Genomic DNA, 17,936 nt, shown 5'->3' on the forward strand with positions numbered 1-17,936 from the left:
GAAATAGAAAGGGCGTATCTCGCATGAAAATATTGTTTACTTTTTATATTGCGGGAAGCGGCGTCGAAACGTTGAATCGTCAACGTTTTGCCGCTTTAAAAAAATACGGGGTCGAAAGCCATGCATTATATTTAACAAAAGGTTCCGGATGGAAAAATATAGAGGCAAGCGGAATGACAGCGTTTGTCACCAATGATGAACAAGAGATTAAGCGGATATTTGAAATAGAAAAATACGACTTGATTTTTGTTTGTGCAGACTACCTTTTTTTGTCAAAAATTAGAAAACTAGGCTTTAACGGCAAGATCGTATATGACATTCAAGGGTTTGGAACAGAAATCGATCAACTGTTAAAAAAAGCTAAACCGTTCGTTGAAGAACATGCCGCTGCCATTTTATCCCCCAACACATCCCACTTAATTACAAAAATAAAGAAAGCTTTTCCGGATAAACAGCTTTATAGCTTTCATAACGGCATCGATACGAAGTTATTCTCCAAAAAAGAAGTGGAAGCTCCTCAAAAAAGGATTATAGGGTGGGTAGGCAGAATAGAGGAGAACAAAAATTGGAAACTTTTTCTCCGCCTTGGGAGACATTTGTTAAATCAACAATTTGACATTGAATTATGGATGTTTGAGGACCCCACTTTAAGCATGGATGAACAAAGAAAACAGTTCGCAAGGTGGCTGAAACGTCTCGAGCTAACAGAGCATGTAAAAATGTTCGCAAATATCCCCCATGGTGAAATGCCAATCTATTACTCTAAAATCGCAAAATCAGGAGGCTTTTTTTGCTCAACATCGCTGTTAGAAGGATTCGGATATGCTCCGTTGGAAGCGATGAGCTGCCAATGTCCCGTTCTATGTACAGATTCAGACGGAGTGAAAAGCTTTGTCATTCATAATCGGACAGGAAAAATCATCCCAAAAAACCGCCTTCAAAAAGCGGTTTTAGAAGCAAAGGATATGTTAACTAATGCACCTCTCCGTTCAAAATTGGTTCAAAACGGTCTGAATTTAATTCAACACGAATTTTCACTTGAAAAATATGGTGAATCTTTTATCAAAATGCTTAAACATCTTGGGTATAAACAAAAAGAATAGGCTTGTGAAAATTAATTAATAATTATAAATGACTATACTTTTTGATCGACTTTGAATATACGTATAGTATTAGGAAGTTCCATCTGAGCAGCACTTCCTAATTTTATAAATAGGAGGGGTATGCTTTGCCACAAACTGTAGAAGAGTGCCGGGAAAAATTAGAACAAACACGTTTATCGCAGCAGCAAACAAGAAATAAACTACTTGAATGCCGGCAAAAGCTAATCGATTGTAGAGAAGAATTAGCACAGTGCAGAGAAGAATTACGAGAATGCAGAGAAGAAATGTAAACTATTTTAAATAGGAGGGTGAAAGAATTGCCGAGTCCTGAACTGATTCAATGCCGAAATGAATTACGGCAGGAAAGAGCAACGTTAAGGGAGATCAGAAACGAACTGCGCCAATGCAGGGAACCATTAAGCATCTGTCGAAGCGAACGGCGCGAGTGTAGAGAAGCGCTTAGAGAATGCCGAAATCCATACACCATTGCTGCAATTGAAAGCATGCATCTATAAGAAAGGCGCTGACCAAGTCTTTCAGGTGTAAGAAACCGGAAAAAAACGAGCTGATCCTGTCAAAAATTCCGGTTTCTTCCACAATTTTTGGATAAAGAATGCCGAAATATTTTTCCTTAAAATTAAACACAGGGGCTGTCTAATAATAAGTCGATTTTCCGGCTTATAGACGCCCCTTTAATGTTTTAGAAACGTTGATATATCAATGCTTATGTCGTTTTCAATGGATTTTGACTTTCTGGACAGCCCCTCTTTAATGTTTGAAACTATAAACATTTTAGTTCAAATTGCTTCTCAATTCTTATCTTTCCAGCGGACAACTTCCCATTTTAATGATTCGCCTTTGGGAAATGAAGCAAATTCATATTTGCTTAATGGAATGGCAAGCGATTTGTCGTATTTTAATTTACGGAGGACCTTTGCTTCCATTGGTTTAAGTTCACCATTTCCACTAATAAAAAAATGCCGTTTATACAAAAACAATTTTCCTTCCGGAATCGGGTTTTTTTGATCAAATGTTCTCGAAATAGGCTTGCCAATTTGAAAATCTTCCAACATGTCAGGCGCTACAAGAATGAAATCTTTTAAGTCTGCCTTTAATCTCCGCAAAGCATCGGCCGACTCAATCGGCCTGGCGCATCCCCCTTCTGTATAAAAAATACTTTTCCCACATTTAATGAAACGATAATTTGGAAACAATTTGGCATTGGAAAAAACAGATTTTTCAATAGGGGCCCCTTCACGATATTGATAAAGCAATGGATCATGTACTTTTACCAGCTGTTTTCGATCATATTTTAACATTCGAAAGGCTGCCTCATCGATTTTCCGCCTTATGTTTCCGTCAATTAAAAATGTGTTTTCATTTGTTGAGAGGACAACCAGCCCAGTCGGCAATTCTTTCGGCATGAATGCGTTCAATTCTTGAAATGAATCAGGTGTTTTTAAACATATATCCAAAACTTTTGGAATAGGATAAAATGGTGACCATTCTGCCAAACGGGCCCAAAAAGCAGCATCACCGTTATGCCAATATTCAGGCGAATCGTCCCAATATGAACCGTATTTCGCCAGTATGAGCGGCAACAGTGAAGCTCGATGCATCACCGAACAATGATCAACAAGATTTTGAGGTTTTGTTAATATCCCGTTTGTTTCCCGCACTTTTTCATACACGGTTCTTCCGCTTTGATCAATTTTTCGGACAAGCTGTTTTGAATAGACAACACCATAAGATGGACTGTTATTTAAAATAGTTGTCATTTCAGAAAGCCGTTCCGGCAAATATATGTCGTCATCTGTTAAATAAGAAATGTAGTCGCCGGATACTTTTTCCAACGCCTCATTAATCAATGTTGCGTAACGTGTTGTTTTATGTCGATCCTCATCTCGAATGCCGCTGTCAAAATATTGAATTCGTGAATCTTGCAAAAAGCCTTTTATAATTCTTTTTGTCTTATCATTGGAATGATCGTCCATGATCAATAGCTCCCAATTGTCATATTTTTGGGCAAGCACGCTTTCAATCGCTAGATGAACCGTATCCGGCTTGTTATAGCTCGTTAAAATGATGGAAACCTTCGGCTTCATCATCTCACACCTTGCTATTTATTTGATGAAAAGCAAATAGATTGGCATCCACCCATGATTCATACGTGCCAGCATCTGACCAAAACCCTTCCACATAGGAAAAACCGATCGTTCCTTTTTCCAAAAATTTTCGGTTTACATCTGTAATTTCATATTCTCCTCTTAAAGACGGCTTGATCTCGTTGAGCACGTGAAAAACAACCGGTTTATACAAGTAAATGCCTGTAATGCATAAATTGGACTTGCTGCAGGTCGGTTTTTCGACTAAATCCGTGATTTCCTTTTTTTCTTTATCCAAAAAAGCAACGCCATATCTCGACGGCTCATCCACTTCTTTTAAAAAGAGATGAGCTTCATTCCCGCTCTTTTCAAAAGATTTCAAAAATGAGCTTAAATTCATTTCAAAAATGTTATCCCCCAGCAAAAGCACAAATGGATCGCCATTCGTAAAAAATTCAGCCTTTCTAACACCATCTCCAATTCCATTTGGCTCCTTTTGAATCGTATATTGGATATTTACATTTAAACTTTCTCCATTTCCAATAATTTTGAAAAACTGTGGTAGATGTTCTTCATTAGTAACAATTAAAATATCTTTAATTCCTGCTTCTTTCAACCTTGAAATCGGCCAGCATATCATTGGGAATTTTCCAACCGGAAGTAAATGTTTATTGATTACATTCGTAAATGGTTTCAATCTCGTCCCTTTTCCTCCTGCCAAAATGACGCCTTTCAAAACCTTTCACTTCCTTTACGATGCAATTCCCGGAGATATTCCGGTAAACAGTTCATTTCAAATGGCGCTAATCAAGCAAATGTTCAATAATTCCAGCCAAACCTGAGATCGCTAATATGACCGTAATTGGATGGAAAATGGCGTATAAATATTCATTTCCAAAAAATAAAATGGCGGCACACCATATTCCTGTGCACCAATAACAGCTTAAAAGCTCACCGATCCACAATCGAAGTCCTTTTCCTTTCGGTCTGAAAAAAGAAACGGTTTCTCCTGTCTCCCCTTTTTCCTCCACAATTGTTAAAAAAGGAGCCCGCAAAAATGAAGCGATTTTATCAAACACTATAATTCTCGTTAATCGAAAAGATGCCAATGCAGTGAGAACAAATGAAAACCAATACCACTCCATGGAATCAATTCTCCTTTCCTTCACCAACATATGTTTTGAATATTTAAAGCGTTCAAATAAAATTAAAAAACCCGGCATAACCGAGTTCTCCATTTTAATTCCCTAACACTTTTATGTCTAAAATACTTTTCGATTTTATTTTCAAAGGTTCATTTTGATCAAATGTACGGATTTGAACGACATCGTTTTCCTTTGACAAAATAATTCCTTTGTATGTTTTCTCTACTGTTTTAATTTCACATACGTTTTTATACACATGCTCCGGAAGACTTGAAAAGAAATCAATCTTTTCATGAATCGTCATATTTGCCAATTCTCTTCTTCTTTTATAAATTTCTTCCTTCGTCCATGAGCTCTTTACCGCTTGCTTAGAATTATTTGCAATTTTTTTTAATAACGTCGACTGCATGGTCACTTCAGGTTTTTTTATATTCGGCTGGACAATATACATCAAAGGTTCTAATTTTTCTTTTTTAATCAAGTTTGATCGCCACCCTCTAATATGATTTCTCTCATTATTTTATGACACGATAGAATGAAATCATGACGGAAATCTAACTTTTTCTTATGACAAAAGAGCATTTGAAAATCGCTGCACATTGACACAAAAAGTCGTAACAGAACATCAACAATAAATCCAAGCTTCACGGCTTGAAATAGTGGCACCTTGAAGCTGACAGCAAAATTTCATTTTATCCTGCCATAAAAAAAGATTAATCTTGTGCGAGCCACGCACACAGATTAATCTTTTTTAGCTAACTTAATAACCTAAAATATGAAAACCTGAATCAACATGAATCGTTTCCCCTGTAATGCCGCGGGAAAGATCGCTGAACAGGAACAACGCCGTGTCTCCAACTTCTTCTTGTGTTGTGGTTCGGCGCAGCGGAGCACGTTCTTCTATTTCCTTCAGAATTGAATTAAAATCACTGATACCTTTTGCCGAAAGCGTACGAATCGGACCAGCGGAAATGGCATTGACGCGAATATTTTCTTTACCTAGATCGTTCGCCAAATATTTCACGCTAGCATCCAATGACGCTTTCGCAACTCCCATTACGTTGTAGTTTTGAACGACTCGCTCACCGCCCAAGTAAGTTAATGTAACAATGCTTCCGCCTTCTGTCATCAAAGGACGGGCTGTTTTCGCAACCGCCGTTAAAGAATAAGAACTGATGTTGTGGGCCAACAGGAAGCCGTCTCTTGTTGTGTTCAAATATTCACCGCTCAGCTCTTCCTTATTCGCAAAGGCGATACAATGAGCGATACCGTGAATCACACCAACCTCGCTTTTAATTTTTTCAAAACACTGCTCGATTTCTTCATCCTTTGTTACATCACAAGGCAGCACGAGATAATCTTCCCGTCCTAACGAATCTACAAGCTCTCGAACCGATTTCTCCATTCTTTCGCCAACATATGTAAAGATCAATCTTGCTCCTGCTTCATGCAAAGAGCGGGCAATTCCCCAAGCAATGCTTCGCTTGTTAGCAACACCCATGACCACAATGTTTCGGCCTTCCAAATTCAATTTCATGGAAAATCCTCCTAAACATTATTACAAGTTATTAATACCTGATCATAATTATAAAGGACAAAAGAGAAAAAAGCCAGAACATATATGTCCGGCTTATGTTATTTAGAAGCAGCTAAATTTCTTTTATATGCCCAATGATTGGTCGGACCGTGGCCGCCTCCAATGCCTAGTGCATTTTCTACAGCAAGATGGATAAACTCTTTTGCGGTTTTTACGGCTTCGATAACGTCTTTACCTTTGGCGAGCTCAGCTGTCAGCGCAGCAGAAAAAGTGCAGCCTGTTCCGTGCGTATGCTTTGTGTTTACATAGTTGCCTTTAAATTCATAAAAATCATACCCGTCAAACAACAAATCAATGATTTCGCTGTCCGACGGCTGATGTCCTCCCTTTATGATCACATGCTTTGCTCCCATTTGGCAAATTTTTTTCGCAGCTTCTTTCCGATCATCAAACGATTTTATCTCGATGCCCGTGATCGCTTCCGCTTCCGGGATGTTCGGCGTCACAATAAACGAAAGCGGAATTAAGTCGTTGATGAGCGCGTTGATGGCAGACTCTTCAAGTAATGGATGTCCGCCTTTTGCAATCATTACTGGATCAACGACAATTTTTTCCCATCCATGCTTTTGAACTTTATTTGAGACGATTTGGATAATTTCTTGATTAAAAAGCATTCCTGTTTTAACTGCATCTGGCGATAAATCTTCAGCAATTGCATCAAGCTGACTGATCACCCCTTCAGCCGGAACAGGGTAGACACCATGAACACCTAATGTGTTTTGAGATGTAACGGCCGTGATTACGCTCATTCCGTATACATCCAACTCTTGAAAAGTTTTCAAATCTGCCTGAATTCCCGCGCCTCCCCCTGAATCGGACCCGGCAATCGTCAACGCTTTTCCGATGGTCATAAACACACCTCCATTTAAGCTCCGAAGTAACGTTGATAAATAGCTTTTGCTTTCTCTTCTTCCTTAGTGCCGTGAATTAATGCTCTTCCGTCTTGAAAAAGCACGACGCGGAAATCATCCGCCTGAAAGGATATTAAATAAGCATTTCCCTTTAAGTCTTTCACGATCGGACGCAAACGATTGGTAATTTCTGATAGCGAAATCTTCTGTTTTTGCTGCGGACGTATTTGTACGGTATTCCTTCCGCACAAAACCGCTGTTTTTAATCCATTTTCAACCGACAAATATGGATATGTCGGGTGATGTCCGCACGATGGGCAGTCGGCCTTTTTTAATTTTGTCATGTCCACTGCAGAATGCTCCCTTGTCCAAACATCAAATGAAACTAACTGCTTGGACACCTCTCCGCTGACTAAATATTTCAGTGCCTCTGCTGTTTGATAAGAGGCGACGATTTGCACCGCCGGGCTGATCACGCCAACTGTATCGCACGTCATTCCGTCAGACGGAATCGCTTGGAGCATACAATGGAGGCATGGTGTTTGTTTCGGAACGATGGAAACGGTCATTCCATAACTTCTCACTACTGCCCCATAGATCCAAGGTATTTCGTGCTTCATCGCTAAATCATTGATGAAAAATCTCGTTTCAAAATTGTCAGTCCCATCGATGATAAGATCGACATCCTTTACATGTTCTATAAAATCAATTGAGAAATCGCCCACAATCGCTTCAATCGAAATGTTCGAATTGATTTCCTGCAAATGTTTTTTGGCAGCAACCGCTTTTGGCAGCTTTTGTTTCGCATCCTCTTCCGTATACAGCTGTTGACGCCCGAGATTGCTCCAATCGACATAATCACGGTCAATGATGGTTATTTTACCGATTCCAGCACGGGCTAACATTTCAGCGCTTGCACAGCCGAGTGCTCCAGCTCCAACAATGAGCACATGGCTTTTCAGCAATTTTTTTTGTCCCTCTTCTCCAATAGGAGAAAACAAGATTTGGCGAGAATATCGTTCCATTATGTCGTTAACATTCCTTCCGTTGGACTGCTTGCTTGTGCATACCGTTTTTTCGGAATGCGTCCTGCTTCATATCCAAGTCTGCCTGCTTCAATCGCCAGCTTCATTGCCTTCGCCATTTTCACAGGATCCTTTGCACCGGAAACAGCTGTATTTAATAAGATTCCATCTGCTCCCATCTCCATGGCGAGTGCGCAATCTGCCGGCGAACCGATTCCGGCATCAACAATGACTGGAATATTGGCTTGCTCAATAATAAATGATAAATTGAGAGGATTGACAATTCCTTGGCCTGATCCGATCGGAGATGCTCCCGGCATGATGGCATGAACCCCTAATTCTTCAAGCTTCTTCGCCAGAACAACATCGTCTGAAGTGTATGGAAGAACAATAAACCCTTCATCCAATAACATCTCTGATGCCTTCAATGTTTCAATCGGATCAGGGAGAAGCGTTTTATCATCTCCAATTACTTCCACCTTAATCATATCACATAATCCTGATGCCTTCGCAAGTTTAGCGATTCTGACTGCTTCCTCCGCAGTTTTTGCCCCGGCCGTGTTCGGCAGAAGCGTATATTTCGATAAATCCAACATTTCTAAAAAATTTGGCTGAGAAGGCTCGTAAATATTCATTCTTCTGACGGCAAATGTCAAAATTTCAGCACCTGAGGCCTCCACCGCTTCTTTTTGTATCTCAAAAGACGGATATTTTCCAGTTCCTAACATTAATCTCGACTGAAATGTTTTATCTCCTATTTTTAACATGAATCATCATCCCCCTCCAACAAAATGGACAATTTCAATTTGATCACCATCATGTAATGTCTGGAAGCTGTATTGTTCTTTTGAAACAATTTCACCATTTCGTTCAACGACAACAATTCTTTCCTGTAATTGAAAAAAGTTCAGCAAATCTTCAATGCTTCGAACACTATTCTCCACTTCCATCTGCTGGCCGTTGATGCGAAGTTTCACTGTTTAATCACCTCCCTTTCGCATCAGAAAGCAATCGGTTTAAAGAAAAGCTATGAACATAACGCTCATATTGATTCGTTTTCAAAATCATGTCTTTTACGATCAAGCTTGTAATCGGCGCTAGAAGAATGCCGTTTCGATAATGGCCGGTCGCAAAAAAGATTCCCTCATGCTCCGGGTGCTCGGCAAAATACGGCCAGCCGTCAGCTGTTTGCGGCCTGAGCGACGACCAAGCACTAACGACCGGTTCAGACCCGATTTCTGGCATAATTTTCTGAACCTTTATCATTAATTCGGATACTCCTTTGACTGTCGGATGCGTATCCCAGTCGTTTTCATAAGAAGTTGCTCCAATAATAACGGTGCCGTCTTTTTTCGGTACGATATAACAGTGCTCGTAAAACACTGTTTTGTTGATCACCAGTTTTTTCGGTTTTATGGCTAAGCATTCTCCTTTAACGGGCTTCATTGGATTTCTCAGCCCCAGCTTTTCAAAGAAAAAGCCACTCCAAACTCCGCTTGAAACGACGACTTTTCCACATATAAAAACTCCTTGGGAAGTGACAAGCTTGTATGCTTTTCCCTCTTTAATCACGTCGAAAACAGGACATTGTTCAAAAATAGATGCACCATATTTTCTAGCGCCTTTCGCATATGCGTGGCAAACAGATGAACCTTTCACTTGGCCGTCATGCTTAAGCCAAAGAGCTCCCGCAATGTCTTCAGAAACATGTGGCTCATTTGCCAGTACGTTTTCCCTTGAATGCCATTCTAGTTCATTCTCATCTGCGAGCGATTGCAGAAAGCGGCCTTCTTCCTCAGTAAATGCAAGCCGATACATGCCTTCCTGCACAAGCTCAATATCCACACCAGATTGCTCCAATAATTCTTTTGCAAGGCTCGGATATAAATTTCGGCTCTCTAAGCATAGCTCAAAAAATATGTCTCTTTTTTCATTTTCAGAATGGGCACCCAGCATTCCTGCTGCAGCGGATGTCGCTTTACCTCCGATTTCGCCGCTTTCAAACACGGCGGTCTTCAGCCCTGCTTTTGATAGCTCATAGGCGATCCCTTGGCCGATGACCCCTCCCCCGATGATTCCAACATCAAAAACGTTCATTTTAAAAAGCTTCCCCTTTCCTGAAAAGTTTGGCAGCGCTCTCTGGATCTTTCGAAGAAAAGATATAGGACATAACGGCAATACCGCTTGCTTTTTTTTCTAAAACCTTTTGCATATTATCAGGCGTGATCCCACCGATGGCGATAATAGGAATATTGACGTGTCCAACGATTTTCCCAAGCAAATCTGTTCCCTTTGCCGGAAGTCCTTTTTTACTGTTCGTTTCAAAAACGTTTCCGAAAAAACAATAGTCTGCTCCGTCTTTTTCTGCTTTTACCGCTTCATCTAATGAATGGACGCTGACACCGGCTTTTATTTGCGGAAAAGCACTTTTCACTTTTTTTACCGGCAGGCCGGTTCCCGGAAGATGAACATTTTGAACGCCTGTTAGGAGCGCAACATCGAGCCGATCGTTGATAACAAGCTGTTCTCTCCTTATCCCGTTTGCCAAAAGCTGTTCTACAAGATGAATGATCTCACATGGTCTTTTATTTTTTTCTCGTATATGAACGTAATCAACATGATCTGATATGGACAAAATTATGCGTATTAGCTCGTTGACTGGTTTTGTTCCGTCTGTTACGGCATGAAGCTCCAACATGTACATTCCTTTCATGAGAAAGACGCCCACACTCGTCTTTCAAGGTTCAAAACTGGAAAGCAGCTGTCCAAGGGTGAGACTGGAAACAATAAAAAACCACCTTCCTTGCTGGAAAGTGGTAATGGAATATCAGACACATGTTTCAAATTCCCACTTCCCTACGCTGGCATCATCCAGATCAGGTTCAAAGGGTCTTAAAGTCAACACTTTAATCTCAGCCTTTCCAAAGGCTCCCCTAGTGGATGCTTATTAAATTTTCATACTAATTTCATGCTATCACAATTTGTTTTGTTTGCAAATATTATTTGCTAAATTCCAGCTCATCTTTTAACTCATTTACATATTTGCGGGAACCCGTTACAATCAAGCGGTCCCCTTTTTTCAATTCGGTATCGCCGTGAGGCACAATGGAATCTTCACCCCGAAAAATCCGGACAAAGATACAATCTCCTGTAAACGGAAAGTATCGAAGCTTCATTCCATCATATTTTCGGTTATTCATATTAATTTGATAAAGAGAGTTGTCTTGGTTTGTTAAGATCCGCATAACGCCAGGCGATTCGATCAAAGCCCTGAGCAGCGTTTTTGTTGACAGCATGACGGAAAATACGCTGATCCCCTTTTCTTTTAATGCTTGATCCAACTCCGGGGAAGAAATTGAGGCGATGACCTGTTCTACGCCGCATTCTTTTGCATATGTCGCAATTTCCGCATTTCTTTCTTCATCCCCAGTAGCCACTATTACTATATCAGCTTCCATTATGTGGTGTTCATTCAATGATTCTATCGAATAGTCTTTCAATTCTTCAATTTTAAACACCGATTGAGCAGTCCCGTTTTCAATTTTGTCTTGCTGTGTATGATATACGGTTGCTTCATACAAATTTTTGTCCAATTCTCTTGTGACTGGAAGGGTCATTTGATTTGCACCAATAAAAGCAACTTTCTTTTTAGGCTGCACCGCCATTTTTTTAGGGAATAATTTTTTAAATCCTATCGGCGTGATAATGCTTGTTAACACGGCAACTACTATTAGTGCGTCAGCCATTTGCTTATCAATCAGTTCGATTCGCTGTCCAATTTCAGCTGCCGCAATAACTAATGATAAAGTAGCAGTCAACAAGAACGCCGCCGCAATCGTTGTATTCGTATCATACCATTTTCTCAGCACAAAAACGGGAATAAACTTTGAGATCAAGAGGGCGAGAAATAACAAAGGAATTAACAAAAGAAGGTTCGGATCTTTGATCAATTCCCATAAATCCAATTCCACCCCTATCATGACAAAAAAGATCGGGATTAAAAAACCGTAGCCAAACGAATCTAGCTTTTGCACCAAGTCTGAATTAGGCGATAAAAGCGAGACTAAAACTCCCGCAAGGAAGGCGCCTAAAATATTTTCTGCCCCAAGCGTTTCCGATAAACCTACAAGTGCGAGAATTAACGTAAAAACCGCCCTTGTTCCAATTTGAACCGTTCCTTTTGACATCGATTTAATAAAGGATCGACTTTTAAACCTTTTGCCAATGAAGTAAAGCAGTACGCCTGCTGCAAACAAAAGAAGCAGAAGCCACGTATTGCTTTCTCCTTCGCTGTTTAAGGAGACAAAAACCGCCAGCAAAATCATGGTGACAAGGTCGGCTATGACAGCCACCAGCAAAATAATTTGGCCGATGGTTGTTTTCATAATTTGCTCGTCTTTCAGCGTCGGCACTACTACTCCTAAAGAAATCGTTGAAATCACTAACGTCATGAAAAAGGCATTGCGGATAAATCCCATCCACATTAACAAATACGATAAAAGTAATGAAACAACGAAAATGCCAAGAAAAACAATTGACGCAACCAAAAAAGTATGAGGAGCTTTTTTTCCGTTGGACAGCTTTTCTTCTTTTTTCTTCTCTTTGGAGAAAATGGTGAAATCAATCTCAAGCCCGCTTAAAAACATGAGAAATATAAATCCCAGCGTTGAGAGAGTTGACAGCCATACATCTTCTTGCACTAAATTAAATCCCGTTTTCCCGATGATTAATCCGACAATAATTTCCGCAACGACGACAGGAATGAATGCCAGTTTGAACCGATGCAGCAAAATCGGGGTTAAAAAAGCGCCTACCAACACGATGACAAGAGAGGTTACTGCATGTGATTCCATATTGCGCCTCCTTTAGCTAATTTTGTTAGAGCAAATAGTTCATAAATAGTGTCGCCATGCCAAAATAAATCAAAATGCTGATCATATCATTAATCGTTGTAATAAATGGACCGGAGGCCACAGCCGGGTCAATGCGAAGCCTGTGCATGACAAGAGGAACAAACGCCCCGGCAATTGTCGCAACAGTCAGCGTTGACAATATGGAAAGACCCACTAGCAGTCCTAAGAAAAATTTCTGCTTCCAAATAAAAATTGTCAGTGCAACAACAATTCCGCATACTGTTCCGGTAATCAAGCCGGTTCCAGCTTCTTTGAGAATAATTTTCCACACGCGTTCGGAAGTGCCTTCGCCTGTTGCAATTCTTCTTACGGCAACAGCGAGAGCTTGTGTTCCTGTATTTCCAGCCATCCCTGCAATTAATGGTATAAAGAGCGCTAAAGTTGCCACTTTGTTCAACGTTTCTTCAAACTGGCCGATTAGGCCGGCGGTGAACATTCCTAAAAATAGGAGAATAATAAGCCATGGCAATCTTTTTTTGGCAGCAGAAACAGCATTCGGATCATATGAATCTACATCCGAGACAGCGGCCAGTTTCGAATAATCGTCAGAAGCCTCTTCGTCCAGCACATCAATAATATCATCAACAGTTATAATTCCAACAAGACGATGTTGAAAATCAACAACCGGAAGAGCCAAAAAATTGTAGTCCTTCATCTTTCTTGCTACTTCTTCCTGATCATCCGCCACAGATACCGAGTAGACTTTCTTTTTCATAATGTCAGCAATCAAAGTATCGTCTTCATGAACAATTAAATCTCTTAACGACAGGACACCAACAAGATGTTTCTCTTCGTCAATCACATATAAATAATATATTGTTTCCGCATCAGGAGCTTCTTTCCGCAGCAAGTCCATCGTTGACTGCACCGTATAATTGGCATTAATGGCAACGAACTCGGTTGTCATAATACTTCCTGCGGTAAATTGTTCATAATCAAGAAGCTCGCTTATGCTTTTGGCAGTTTGAGCGTCCATGATGGTTAAATAGCTGGAAATTTTCTCTTTTGTCAGCTCACTTAATACATCTGCCGCATCATCGGCGTACATGTATTCCATCATTTTGGCGGCAAATGCCGGATGCATTTCCTCAAGCAGCGATTTGTAGCGGTTTTTATCATCCCTTATATTTTCAAAAACATTCGCCATTTCTTCCGGAGATAGAATTTGATATAAAAGCATTCTATCCGGCTGGTCAAGTTTTAGAAAAAATTTTGCCTGATCATATGGATGTAGCTCAAAAAACAGCGAACGGAATTCCTCTACATTGTTCTCTCTCAGCTTGTCAATCATCAACTGTCTGTATTCCGGTGCATCTGTTTTAGGCTGCATAAAATCTCCTCCTTTCCGGAAAAATATCGAAAAGTTTTGTGTTTTACTATATTAACAAATCTATCTGATTTTGTCGTACATTTTTTCATAACAAAAGCATGCACTTACAGGCGCGCATGCTTTATTATTTTTTCCATATCAGGAGGAAGCTTGCAAGTATACGTCAAATTTTTATGCAAAACGGGATGATAGAAGGACAGCGACTGACTGTGGAGGGCATGGCGGTCAATTTCTTCTTTTTGTCCACCATAAAGCGAATCTCCTAAAAGCGGATGACCTATATAGGACATATGTAGACGAATTTGATGAGTTCTACCAGTTACAGGCTTTACCTCAACAACCGTTTTGTCAGAAAAGCGGCTTATGACCCGAAAATGCGTAATAGCTTTTTTCCCATCCTCCCTGACAGTTCTCTCGATGATGCTATCGTCCTTTCTTGCAATTGGCGCATCGATGGTGCCTTCGTCTTCGCTGATCCTTCCATGGACAATTGCGATGTATGTCCGTTTTACCGCTCCTTTTTGCTGTTCCTTTGAAAAAAGAAAATGGCTGTAGCGATGTTTGGCTACAAGAAGCAGCCCGGATGTATCCCGGTCAAGCCGATTGACGATATGCACCGTAAGATTTTGCCGCTGTTGATCATAATAGTGTAAAAGCCCGTTCGCAAGACTTCCTGACGGATGCTCTCTAGACGGAATGGTGGACAAAAACGCCGGTTTATTTACAATAAGGCAATAATCGTCTTCATAAACAATGTCCAATGGTATGTTCTCTGGAATGAGCGACTGGCTTCTCTTTTCTTCCGGAAAATGGACGGTTACTTGATCGCCTTCTTGTAAGACGTATCGGACATTTTTTTCGTTCCCGTTAACGACAATTTTTCCACCGTTAAATTTAATATCTGTTAAAGCGGATTTAGAAATATGATGCTCCCGCAAAAATTCTCTAAGCAGCCAGCCATGATGTTCTTTTTTGATGTCCCAATGAAGCTGAAATGTCCCCATGTTTTTTCTTTCCTTTATCTGTCGCCAATAAACGAGTCCCGGACCCGCTTCCAAAATGGGAAAGGCCGAAATCTCGCAAACCTTACCTTTTCCTGTGCGACCCGGCATTGGATGGACCTGACGTTTTTGTGAAGAAGTGTTAAATGATCGATTGTAATTTGAAAATCAACATCATTGACAGGCTTTAGCATACACGTATGGTGGTCAGGCAAAATTAATGGCGAGCCGATTGTCCGGAACACCCTGTTGTTTATGGAAGCCATTTCTGTTAATTGAATAGCCCGCAGTGAAGGATGAATGAGAGCACCGCCAAGCGCTTTATTGTAGGCGGTGCTTCCTGTCGGTGTTGAAATACACAACCCATCTCCTCGAAATGTTTCAAAGAGAAGCCCTTTAATTTCTATATTCATGACGAGAGTCCCTTCAATGCTTTTCACTGTGCATTCATTTAGCGCAAGGTAGGAGGCTTCACTCCCGCCATTATGCCGGACCACCACTTCAAGCAATGGATATTCAACGATCTGAAACGGTGTTTTAGCAATTGCAATCACCATTTTTTCAATTTCATTCGGGAGCCAGTCGGCATAAAATCCTAAATGCCCCGTATGAACTCCTATAAACGCTGTTTTATCCAATCGTTTATTATATCGATGAAATGCATAAAGCAATGTTCCGTCTCCCCCGACGGAAATCACGATATCCGGCTGATCTTCATCATATTGAAACTCGAAATCGAGCAAATAGGTTCTGATTTTTTGCGCCAAAGCATTAGATGTTTCATCACCTTTTGATGTGATCGAAAACTTCATTTAAGAATCATTCTCCTTTTTTATGTTGTTTCTGTTTTGCGTGAAAATATCGCGTGCGCTTCTTGAATTTCTCCCCGTATTTGCGACATTTCCTCGTCCAGCCGGTAAGCTGCTTCAGCTGCGCGCTGCAAGCGGATTTTAATCTGTTCAGGTATGTTCCCGCTATATTTGTAATTTAAAGAATGCTCAATCGTCGCCCAAAAATTCATGGCAAGCGTACGAATTTGAATTTCAACCAAAACCTTTTTCAATCCCTCGAACGATTGAACCGGGTAGCGGGCCACAACATGGTAAGAGCGGTAGCCGCTTTCTTTATTTCGGGTTATGTAGTCTCTTTCCTCCACGATTTCCAAATCATGCCGATCTCTTAGCATTTGAACAACCAATTGAATGTCGCCGACAAATTGGCACATCATTCGGAGACCGGCAATGTCCTGCATTTCTTCTTCTATTTTATCAAGTGGAATTTGTTTTCGCTTCGCTTTATCTAAAATGCTCGGCACAGGTTTTACCCTGCCTGTCACGAACTCAATTGGAGAATGCTCTCCTCTTAGTTCAAATTGGGAACGAATCCCTTTTAATTTGACCTTTAATTCTTCCACTGCCTGCTTATAAGGCGCTAAAAATTGCTCCCATTCCTTGTAGTTCATAAAGCCCCCTCCTAATAAAACACGCTTTCGACCATTTTTTCCATCTCCTCGCCGTAATTTGCGTTTCCCTTTATATTTTCAAGCAAAAACTCGAGCTCCTCGTGAAATTGGGTAAGCAAAATTTCTTTTTCTCCCACTTTAGCATAAACAGGAAGCTCTCCATTTTTGGCTTCTTTTAAATGTGGCCAAATATCCGATGATAAATCTATGTAAAGAAAGTCTTCGCCATTATCCAATATGTATATAAAAGAAAATTGGTCTGAATCTACCAGCATCTGTCCTTTTGCTGCGAGTTTCCCTGCATCATGGACTTGCTCCGTTTCGAGCAGCAATTTGCCTTCCGTTTTGCTAACCGCCAGCACTTTAATTCTTTTTTTCATGCTGTTCACCCTTCCAATCAAACATTTCAAGTTCATCTCGTGTATATTTTATTGTATCATATTCATAACTACATTACCTTATTTTGATATTAATCATAGAGAGGAATGCCCGATGGTTCAAGAGCTTGAGATAGAATTTAAAAACCTGCTTACAAAAGAAGAATTCCACCGCTTAGCTGATTTTTTTCAATTGACCGAAAAAGATTTTGCCGAGCAGGAAAACTATTATTTTGACACAAAATGTTTTACGTTGAAAAATCATGGCGCCGCTTTAAGAATTCGTAAAAAGAAGGATCAATATGTTTTGACATTAAAGGAGCCTTATCATGTCGGATTGCTGGAAACACACCAGTTTTTAACCGATCAAGAAGCAGTTTCAGCCATTCATGAGTCAGTCTTTCCGAAGGAGGGATCAGTGGTCGAAAAAATCAAACAGCTTGAAATCAAGCCCGAAAGCCTTCTTTGTTTCGGTTCGCTCATTACAAGCCGGGCAACAAAAAAATATAAAAATGGTGAAATTGTTCTCGATCATAGCCGATATGAAAATAGAGAGGATTTTGAAATCGAATTTGAGGCAGAGGATGAAAAGGAAGGAAAGCAGCAATTTTTGGAGATTTTAAACAAACACAACATCCCGATCCGTCAAACAGAAAATAAAATAAAGCGGTTTTATTCCGCAAAATTTTCAAAGGAGAATTTGTGATGAATACAAACTATAATTTCAATGTTCTGTTTGAGCTTGAAGTCCTTCGTCTTTTGTCAGGCCAATCCGATGGGCCGCAAACAAAAGATGCAGCAATTTCGCTGAACTTTCAGGATGTTTTAAATGCCTTCATCGAACAAGATGTACAATCTGAAACGTCCAAAGAGAATATTTCACTGTCTTCCTCCCAATCTGCCAAAAAAACAAATGAACAGAAACAGGTTTCCGCTGATCTAAATGAAATCATTCAGAAGATGGCTCAAAAATACGGTGTCGATGCCAAATTAATCAAGGCTGTGATTCAACAGGAGTCAAGCTTCA

At 40.3% G+C, this 17,936-nt stretch carries 21 protein-coding genes, 1 pseudogene and 1 riboswitch; of the genes and pseudogenes, 5 read left to right on the forward strand and 17 right to left on the reverse strand.

The window, feature by feature from the left end:
- Positions 1-23: 23 nt before the first annotated feature.
- The 3 genes from NST97_RS18955 (at position 24) to NST97_RS18965 (ending at position 1,618) form a co-directional block, all read left to right on the forward strand.
- Entirely contained in the window at positions 24-1,103 is a 1,080-nt protein-coding gene (locus NST97_RS18955) for a glycosyltransferase family 4 protein (protein ID WP_339199201.1), read from the forward strand.
- Positions 1,104-1,228: 125 nt separating this feature from the next.
- Entirely contained in the window at positions 1,229-1,393 is a 165-nt protein-coding gene (locus tag NST97_RS18960; protein ID WP_339199198.1) for a hypothetical protein, read from the forward strand.
- A gap of 27 nt (positions 1,394-1,420) precedes the next feature.
- Entirely contained in the window at positions 1,421-1,618 is a 198-nt protein-coding gene (locus NST97_RS18965; protein WP_339199195.1) for a hypothetical protein, read from the forward strand.
- 294 nt (positions 1,619-1,912) lie between these two features.
- Here NST97_RS18965 and NST97_RS18970 read toward each other — a convergent pair whose 3' ends face one another.
- The 17 genes from NST97_RS18970 to NST97_RS19050 all read right to left on the reverse strand — a co-directional run bounded on the left by NST97_RS18970 (position 1,913) and on the right by NST97_RS19050 (position 16,912).
- Positions 1,913-3,208, reverse strand: coding sequence for a glycosyltransferase family 2 protein (locus NST97_RS18970; RefSeq protein WP_339211180.1), 1,296 nt, complete (start codon positions 3,206-3,208; stop codon positions 1,913-1,915).
- A 4-nt stretch (positions 3,209-3,212) separates the two neighbouring features.
- Positions 3,213-3,944 (reverse strand): sugar nucleotidyltransferase, encoded by a 732-nt coding sequence (locus NST97_RS18975; protein ID WP_339199188.1) that lies wholly within the window; start codon positions 3,942-3,944, stop codon positions 3,213-3,215.
- 67 nt (positions 3,945-4,011) lie between these two features.
- The gene (locus NST97_RS18980; protein ID WP_339199969.1) at positions 4,012-4,353 is read right to left on the reverse strand and encodes a DUF1360 domain-containing protein; all 342 of its coding nucleotides are present in this window, start codon (positions 4,351-4,353) and stop codon (positions 4,012-4,014) included.
- 94 nt (positions 4,354-4,447) lie between these two features.
- Positions 4,448-4,834 carry a CotO family spore coat protein gene (locus tag NST97_RS18985; protein ID WP_339194752.1) on the reverse strand — a complete coding sequence of 129 codons (387 nt, stop codon included), beginning with the start codon at positions 4,832-4,834 and terminating at the stop codon, positions 4,448-4,450.
- Positions 4,835-5,113: 279 nt separating this feature from the next.
- Positions 5,114-5,890 (reverse strand): enoyl-ACP reductase FabI, encoded by a 777-nt coding sequence (gene fabI, locus NST97_RS18990; RefSeq protein ID WP_063387507.1) that lies wholly within the window; start codon positions 5,888-5,890, stop codon positions 5,114-5,116.
- 98 nt (positions 5,891-5,988) lie between these two features.
- The gene (thiD, locus tag NST97_RS18995; RefSeq protein WP_341343602.1) at positions 5,989-6,801 is read right to left on the reverse strand and encodes a bifunctional hydroxymethylpyrimidine kinase/phosphomethylpyrimidine kinase; all 813 of its coding nucleotides are present in this window, start codon (positions 6,799-6,801) and stop codon (positions 5,989-5,991) included.
- A gap of 14 nt (positions 6,802-6,815) precedes the next feature.
- Positions 6,816-7,829: a ThiF family adenylyltransferase gene (locus tag NST97_RS19000; RefSeq protein WP_311067326.1), complete on the reverse strand. Its 1,014-nt coding sequence runs from the start codon at positions 7,827-7,829 to the stop codon at positions 6,816-6,818.
- On the reverse strand, positions 7,826-8,593 hold the full coding sequence (locus tag NST97_RS19005; protein ID WP_066248317.1) for a thiazole synthase: 768 nt from the start codon (positions 8,591-8,593) through the stop codon (positions 7,826-7,828). Before NST97_RS19005 ends, NST97_RS19000 begins: the two co-directional genes overlap by 4 nt.
- Before the next feature lie 6 nt (positions 8,594-8,599).
- Entirely contained in the window at positions 8,600-8,803 is a 204-nt protein-coding gene (gene thiS / locus NST97_RS19010) for a sulfur carrier protein ThiS (RefSeq protein WP_339199181.1), read from the reverse strand.
- Positions 8,804-8,810: 7 nt separating this feature from the next.
- Positions 8,811-9,923: a glycine oxidase ThiO gene (thiO, locus tag NST97_RS19015; RefSeq protein ID WP_327856669.1), complete on the reverse strand. Its 1,113-nt coding sequence runs from the start codon at positions 9,921-9,923 to the stop codon at positions 8,811-8,813.
- Position 9,924: 1 nt separating this feature from the next.
- Positions 9,925-10,539 carry a thiazole tautomerase TenI gene (tenI, locus tag NST97_RS19020; RefSeq protein ID WP_235600427.1) on the reverse strand — a complete coding sequence of 205 codons (615 nt, stop codon included), beginning with the start codon at positions 10,537-10,539 and terminating at the stop codon, positions 9,925-9,927.
- A gap of 123 nt (positions 10,540-10,662) precedes the next feature.
- A riboswitch (TPP riboswitch) is annotated at positions 10,663-10,771 on the reverse strand.
- Between the two features lie 54 nt (positions 10,772-10,825).
- Positions 10,826-12,679, reverse strand: coding sequence for a monovalent cation:proton antiporter family protein (locus tag NST97_RS19025; RefSeq protein ID WP_341343603.1), 1,854 nt, complete (start codon positions 12,677-12,679; stop codon positions 10,826-10,828).
- A 25-nt stretch (positions 12,680-12,704) separates the two neighbouring features.
- On the reverse strand, positions 12,705-14,069 hold the full coding sequence (mgtE, locus tag NST97_RS19030) for a magnesium transporter (protein ID WP_311067044.1): 1,365 nt from the start codon (positions 14,067-14,069) through the stop codon (positions 12,705-12,707).
- A gap of 104 nt (positions 14,070-14,173) precedes the next feature.
- Entirely contained in the window at positions 14,174-15,073 is a 900-nt protein-coding gene (locus tag NST97_RS19035) for an RluA family pseudouridine synthase (protein WP_340733257.1), read from the reverse strand.
- A gap of 14 nt (positions 15,074-15,087) precedes the next feature.
- The gene (locus NST97_RS19040; protein ID WP_063387497.1) at positions 15,088-15,882 is read right to left on the reverse strand and encodes an NAD kinase; all 795 of its coding nucleotides are present in this window, start codon (positions 15,880-15,882) and stop codon (positions 15,088-15,090) included.
- Between the two features lie 20 nt (positions 15,883-15,902).
- On the reverse strand, positions 15,903-16,532 hold the full coding sequence (locus NST97_RS19045; RefSeq protein ID WP_063387496.1) for a GTP pyrophosphokinase: 630 nt from the start codon (positions 16,530-16,532) through the stop codon (positions 15,903-15,905).
- 11 nt (positions 16,533-16,543) lie between these two features.
- Positions 16,544-16,912: a UPF0738 family protein gene (locus NST97_RS19050; protein WP_341343604.1), complete on the reverse strand. Its 369-nt coding sequence runs from the start codon at positions 16,910-16,912 to the stop codon at positions 16,544-16,546.
- A gap of 112 nt (positions 16,913-17,024) precedes the next feature.
- On the opposite strand from NST97_RS19050, the gene NST97_RS19055 reads away from it, so the two are divergent.
- Together NST97_RS19055 and NST97_RS19060 are read left to right on the forward strand one after the other, a co-directional pair.
- On the forward strand, positions 17,025-17,615 hold the full coding sequence (locus NST97_RS19055) for a CYTH domain-containing protein (protein ID WP_340855507.1): 591 nt from the start codon (positions 17,025-17,027) through the stop codon (positions 17,613-17,615).
- Positions 17,615-17,936, forward strand: a pseudogene (locus NST97_RS19060) (hypothetical protein); the annotation flags it as partial. The gene NST97_RS19055 and the pseudogene NST97_RS19060, both read left to right, overlap by 1 nt.

Origin of the sequence: Aeribacillus sp. FSL K6-1305 (genome assembly GCF_038050115.1) — a bacterium.
Classification (GTDB): domain Bacteria; phylum Bacillota; class Bacilli; order Bacillales; family Aeribacillaceae; genus Aeribacillus; species Aeribacillus composti.

Bases quoted from the DNA above. Each gene is read 5' to 3' on its own strand.
- NST97_RS18955 (WP_339199201.1), top strand. From the start codon at position 24: ATGAAAATATTGTTTACTTTTTATATTGCGGGAAGCGGCGTCGAAACG.
- NST97_RS18970 (WP_339211180.1), bottom strand. From the start codon at position 3,208: ATGAAGCCGAAGGTTTCCATCATTTTAACGAGCTATAACAAGCCGGAT.
- NST97_RS18980 (WP_339199969.1), bottom strand. From the start codon at position 4,353: ATGGAGTGGTATTGGTTTTCATTTGTTCTCACTGCATTGGCATCTTTT.
- fabI (WP_063387507.1), bottom strand. From the start codon at position 5,890: ATGAAATTGAATTTGGAAGGCCGAAACATTGTGGTCATGGGTGTTGCT.
- thiD (WP_341343602.1), bottom strand. From the start codon at position 6,801: ATGACCATCGGAAAAGCGTTGACGATTGCCGGGTCCGATTCAGGGGGA.
- NST97_RS19005 (WP_066248317.1), bottom strand. From the start codon at position 8,593: ATGTTAAAAATAGGAGATAAAACATTTCAGTCGAGATTAATGTTAGGA.
- thiO (WP_327856669.1), bottom strand. From the start codon at position 9,923: ATGAACGTTTTTGATGTTGGAATCATCGGGGGAGGGGTCATCGGCCAA.
- tenI (WP_235600427.1), bottom strand. From the start codon at position 10,539: ATGAAAGGAATGTACATGTTGGAGCTTCATGCCGTAACAGACGGAACA.
- NST97_RS19025 (WP_341343603.1), bottom strand. From the start codon at position 12,679: ATGGAATCACATGCAGTAACCTCTCTTGTCATCGTGTTGGTAGGCGCT.
- mgtE (WP_311067044.1), bottom strand. From the start codon at position 14,069: ATGCAGCCTAAAACAGATGCACCGGAATACAGACAGTTGATGATTGAC.
- NST97_RS19035 (WP_340733257.1), bottom strand. From the start codon at position 15,073: ATGGGGACATTTCAGCTTCATTGGGACATCAAAAAAGAACATCATGGC.
- NST97_RS19040 (WP_063387497.1), bottom strand. From the start codon at position 15,882: ATGAAGTTTTCGATCACATCAAAAGGTGATGAAACATCTAATGCTTTG.
- NST97_RS19045 (WP_063387496.1), bottom strand. From the start codon at position 16,532: ATGAACTACAAGGAATGGGAGCAATTTTTAGCGCCTTATAAGCAGGCA.
- NST97_RS19050 (WP_341343604.1), bottom strand. From the start codon at position 16,912: ATGAAAAAAAGAATTAAAGTGCTGGCGGTTAGCAAAACGGAAGGCAAA.
- NST97_RS19055 (WP_340855507.1), top strand. From the start codon at position 17,025: ATGGTTCAAGAGCTTGAGATAGAATTTAAAAACCTGCTTACAAAAGAA.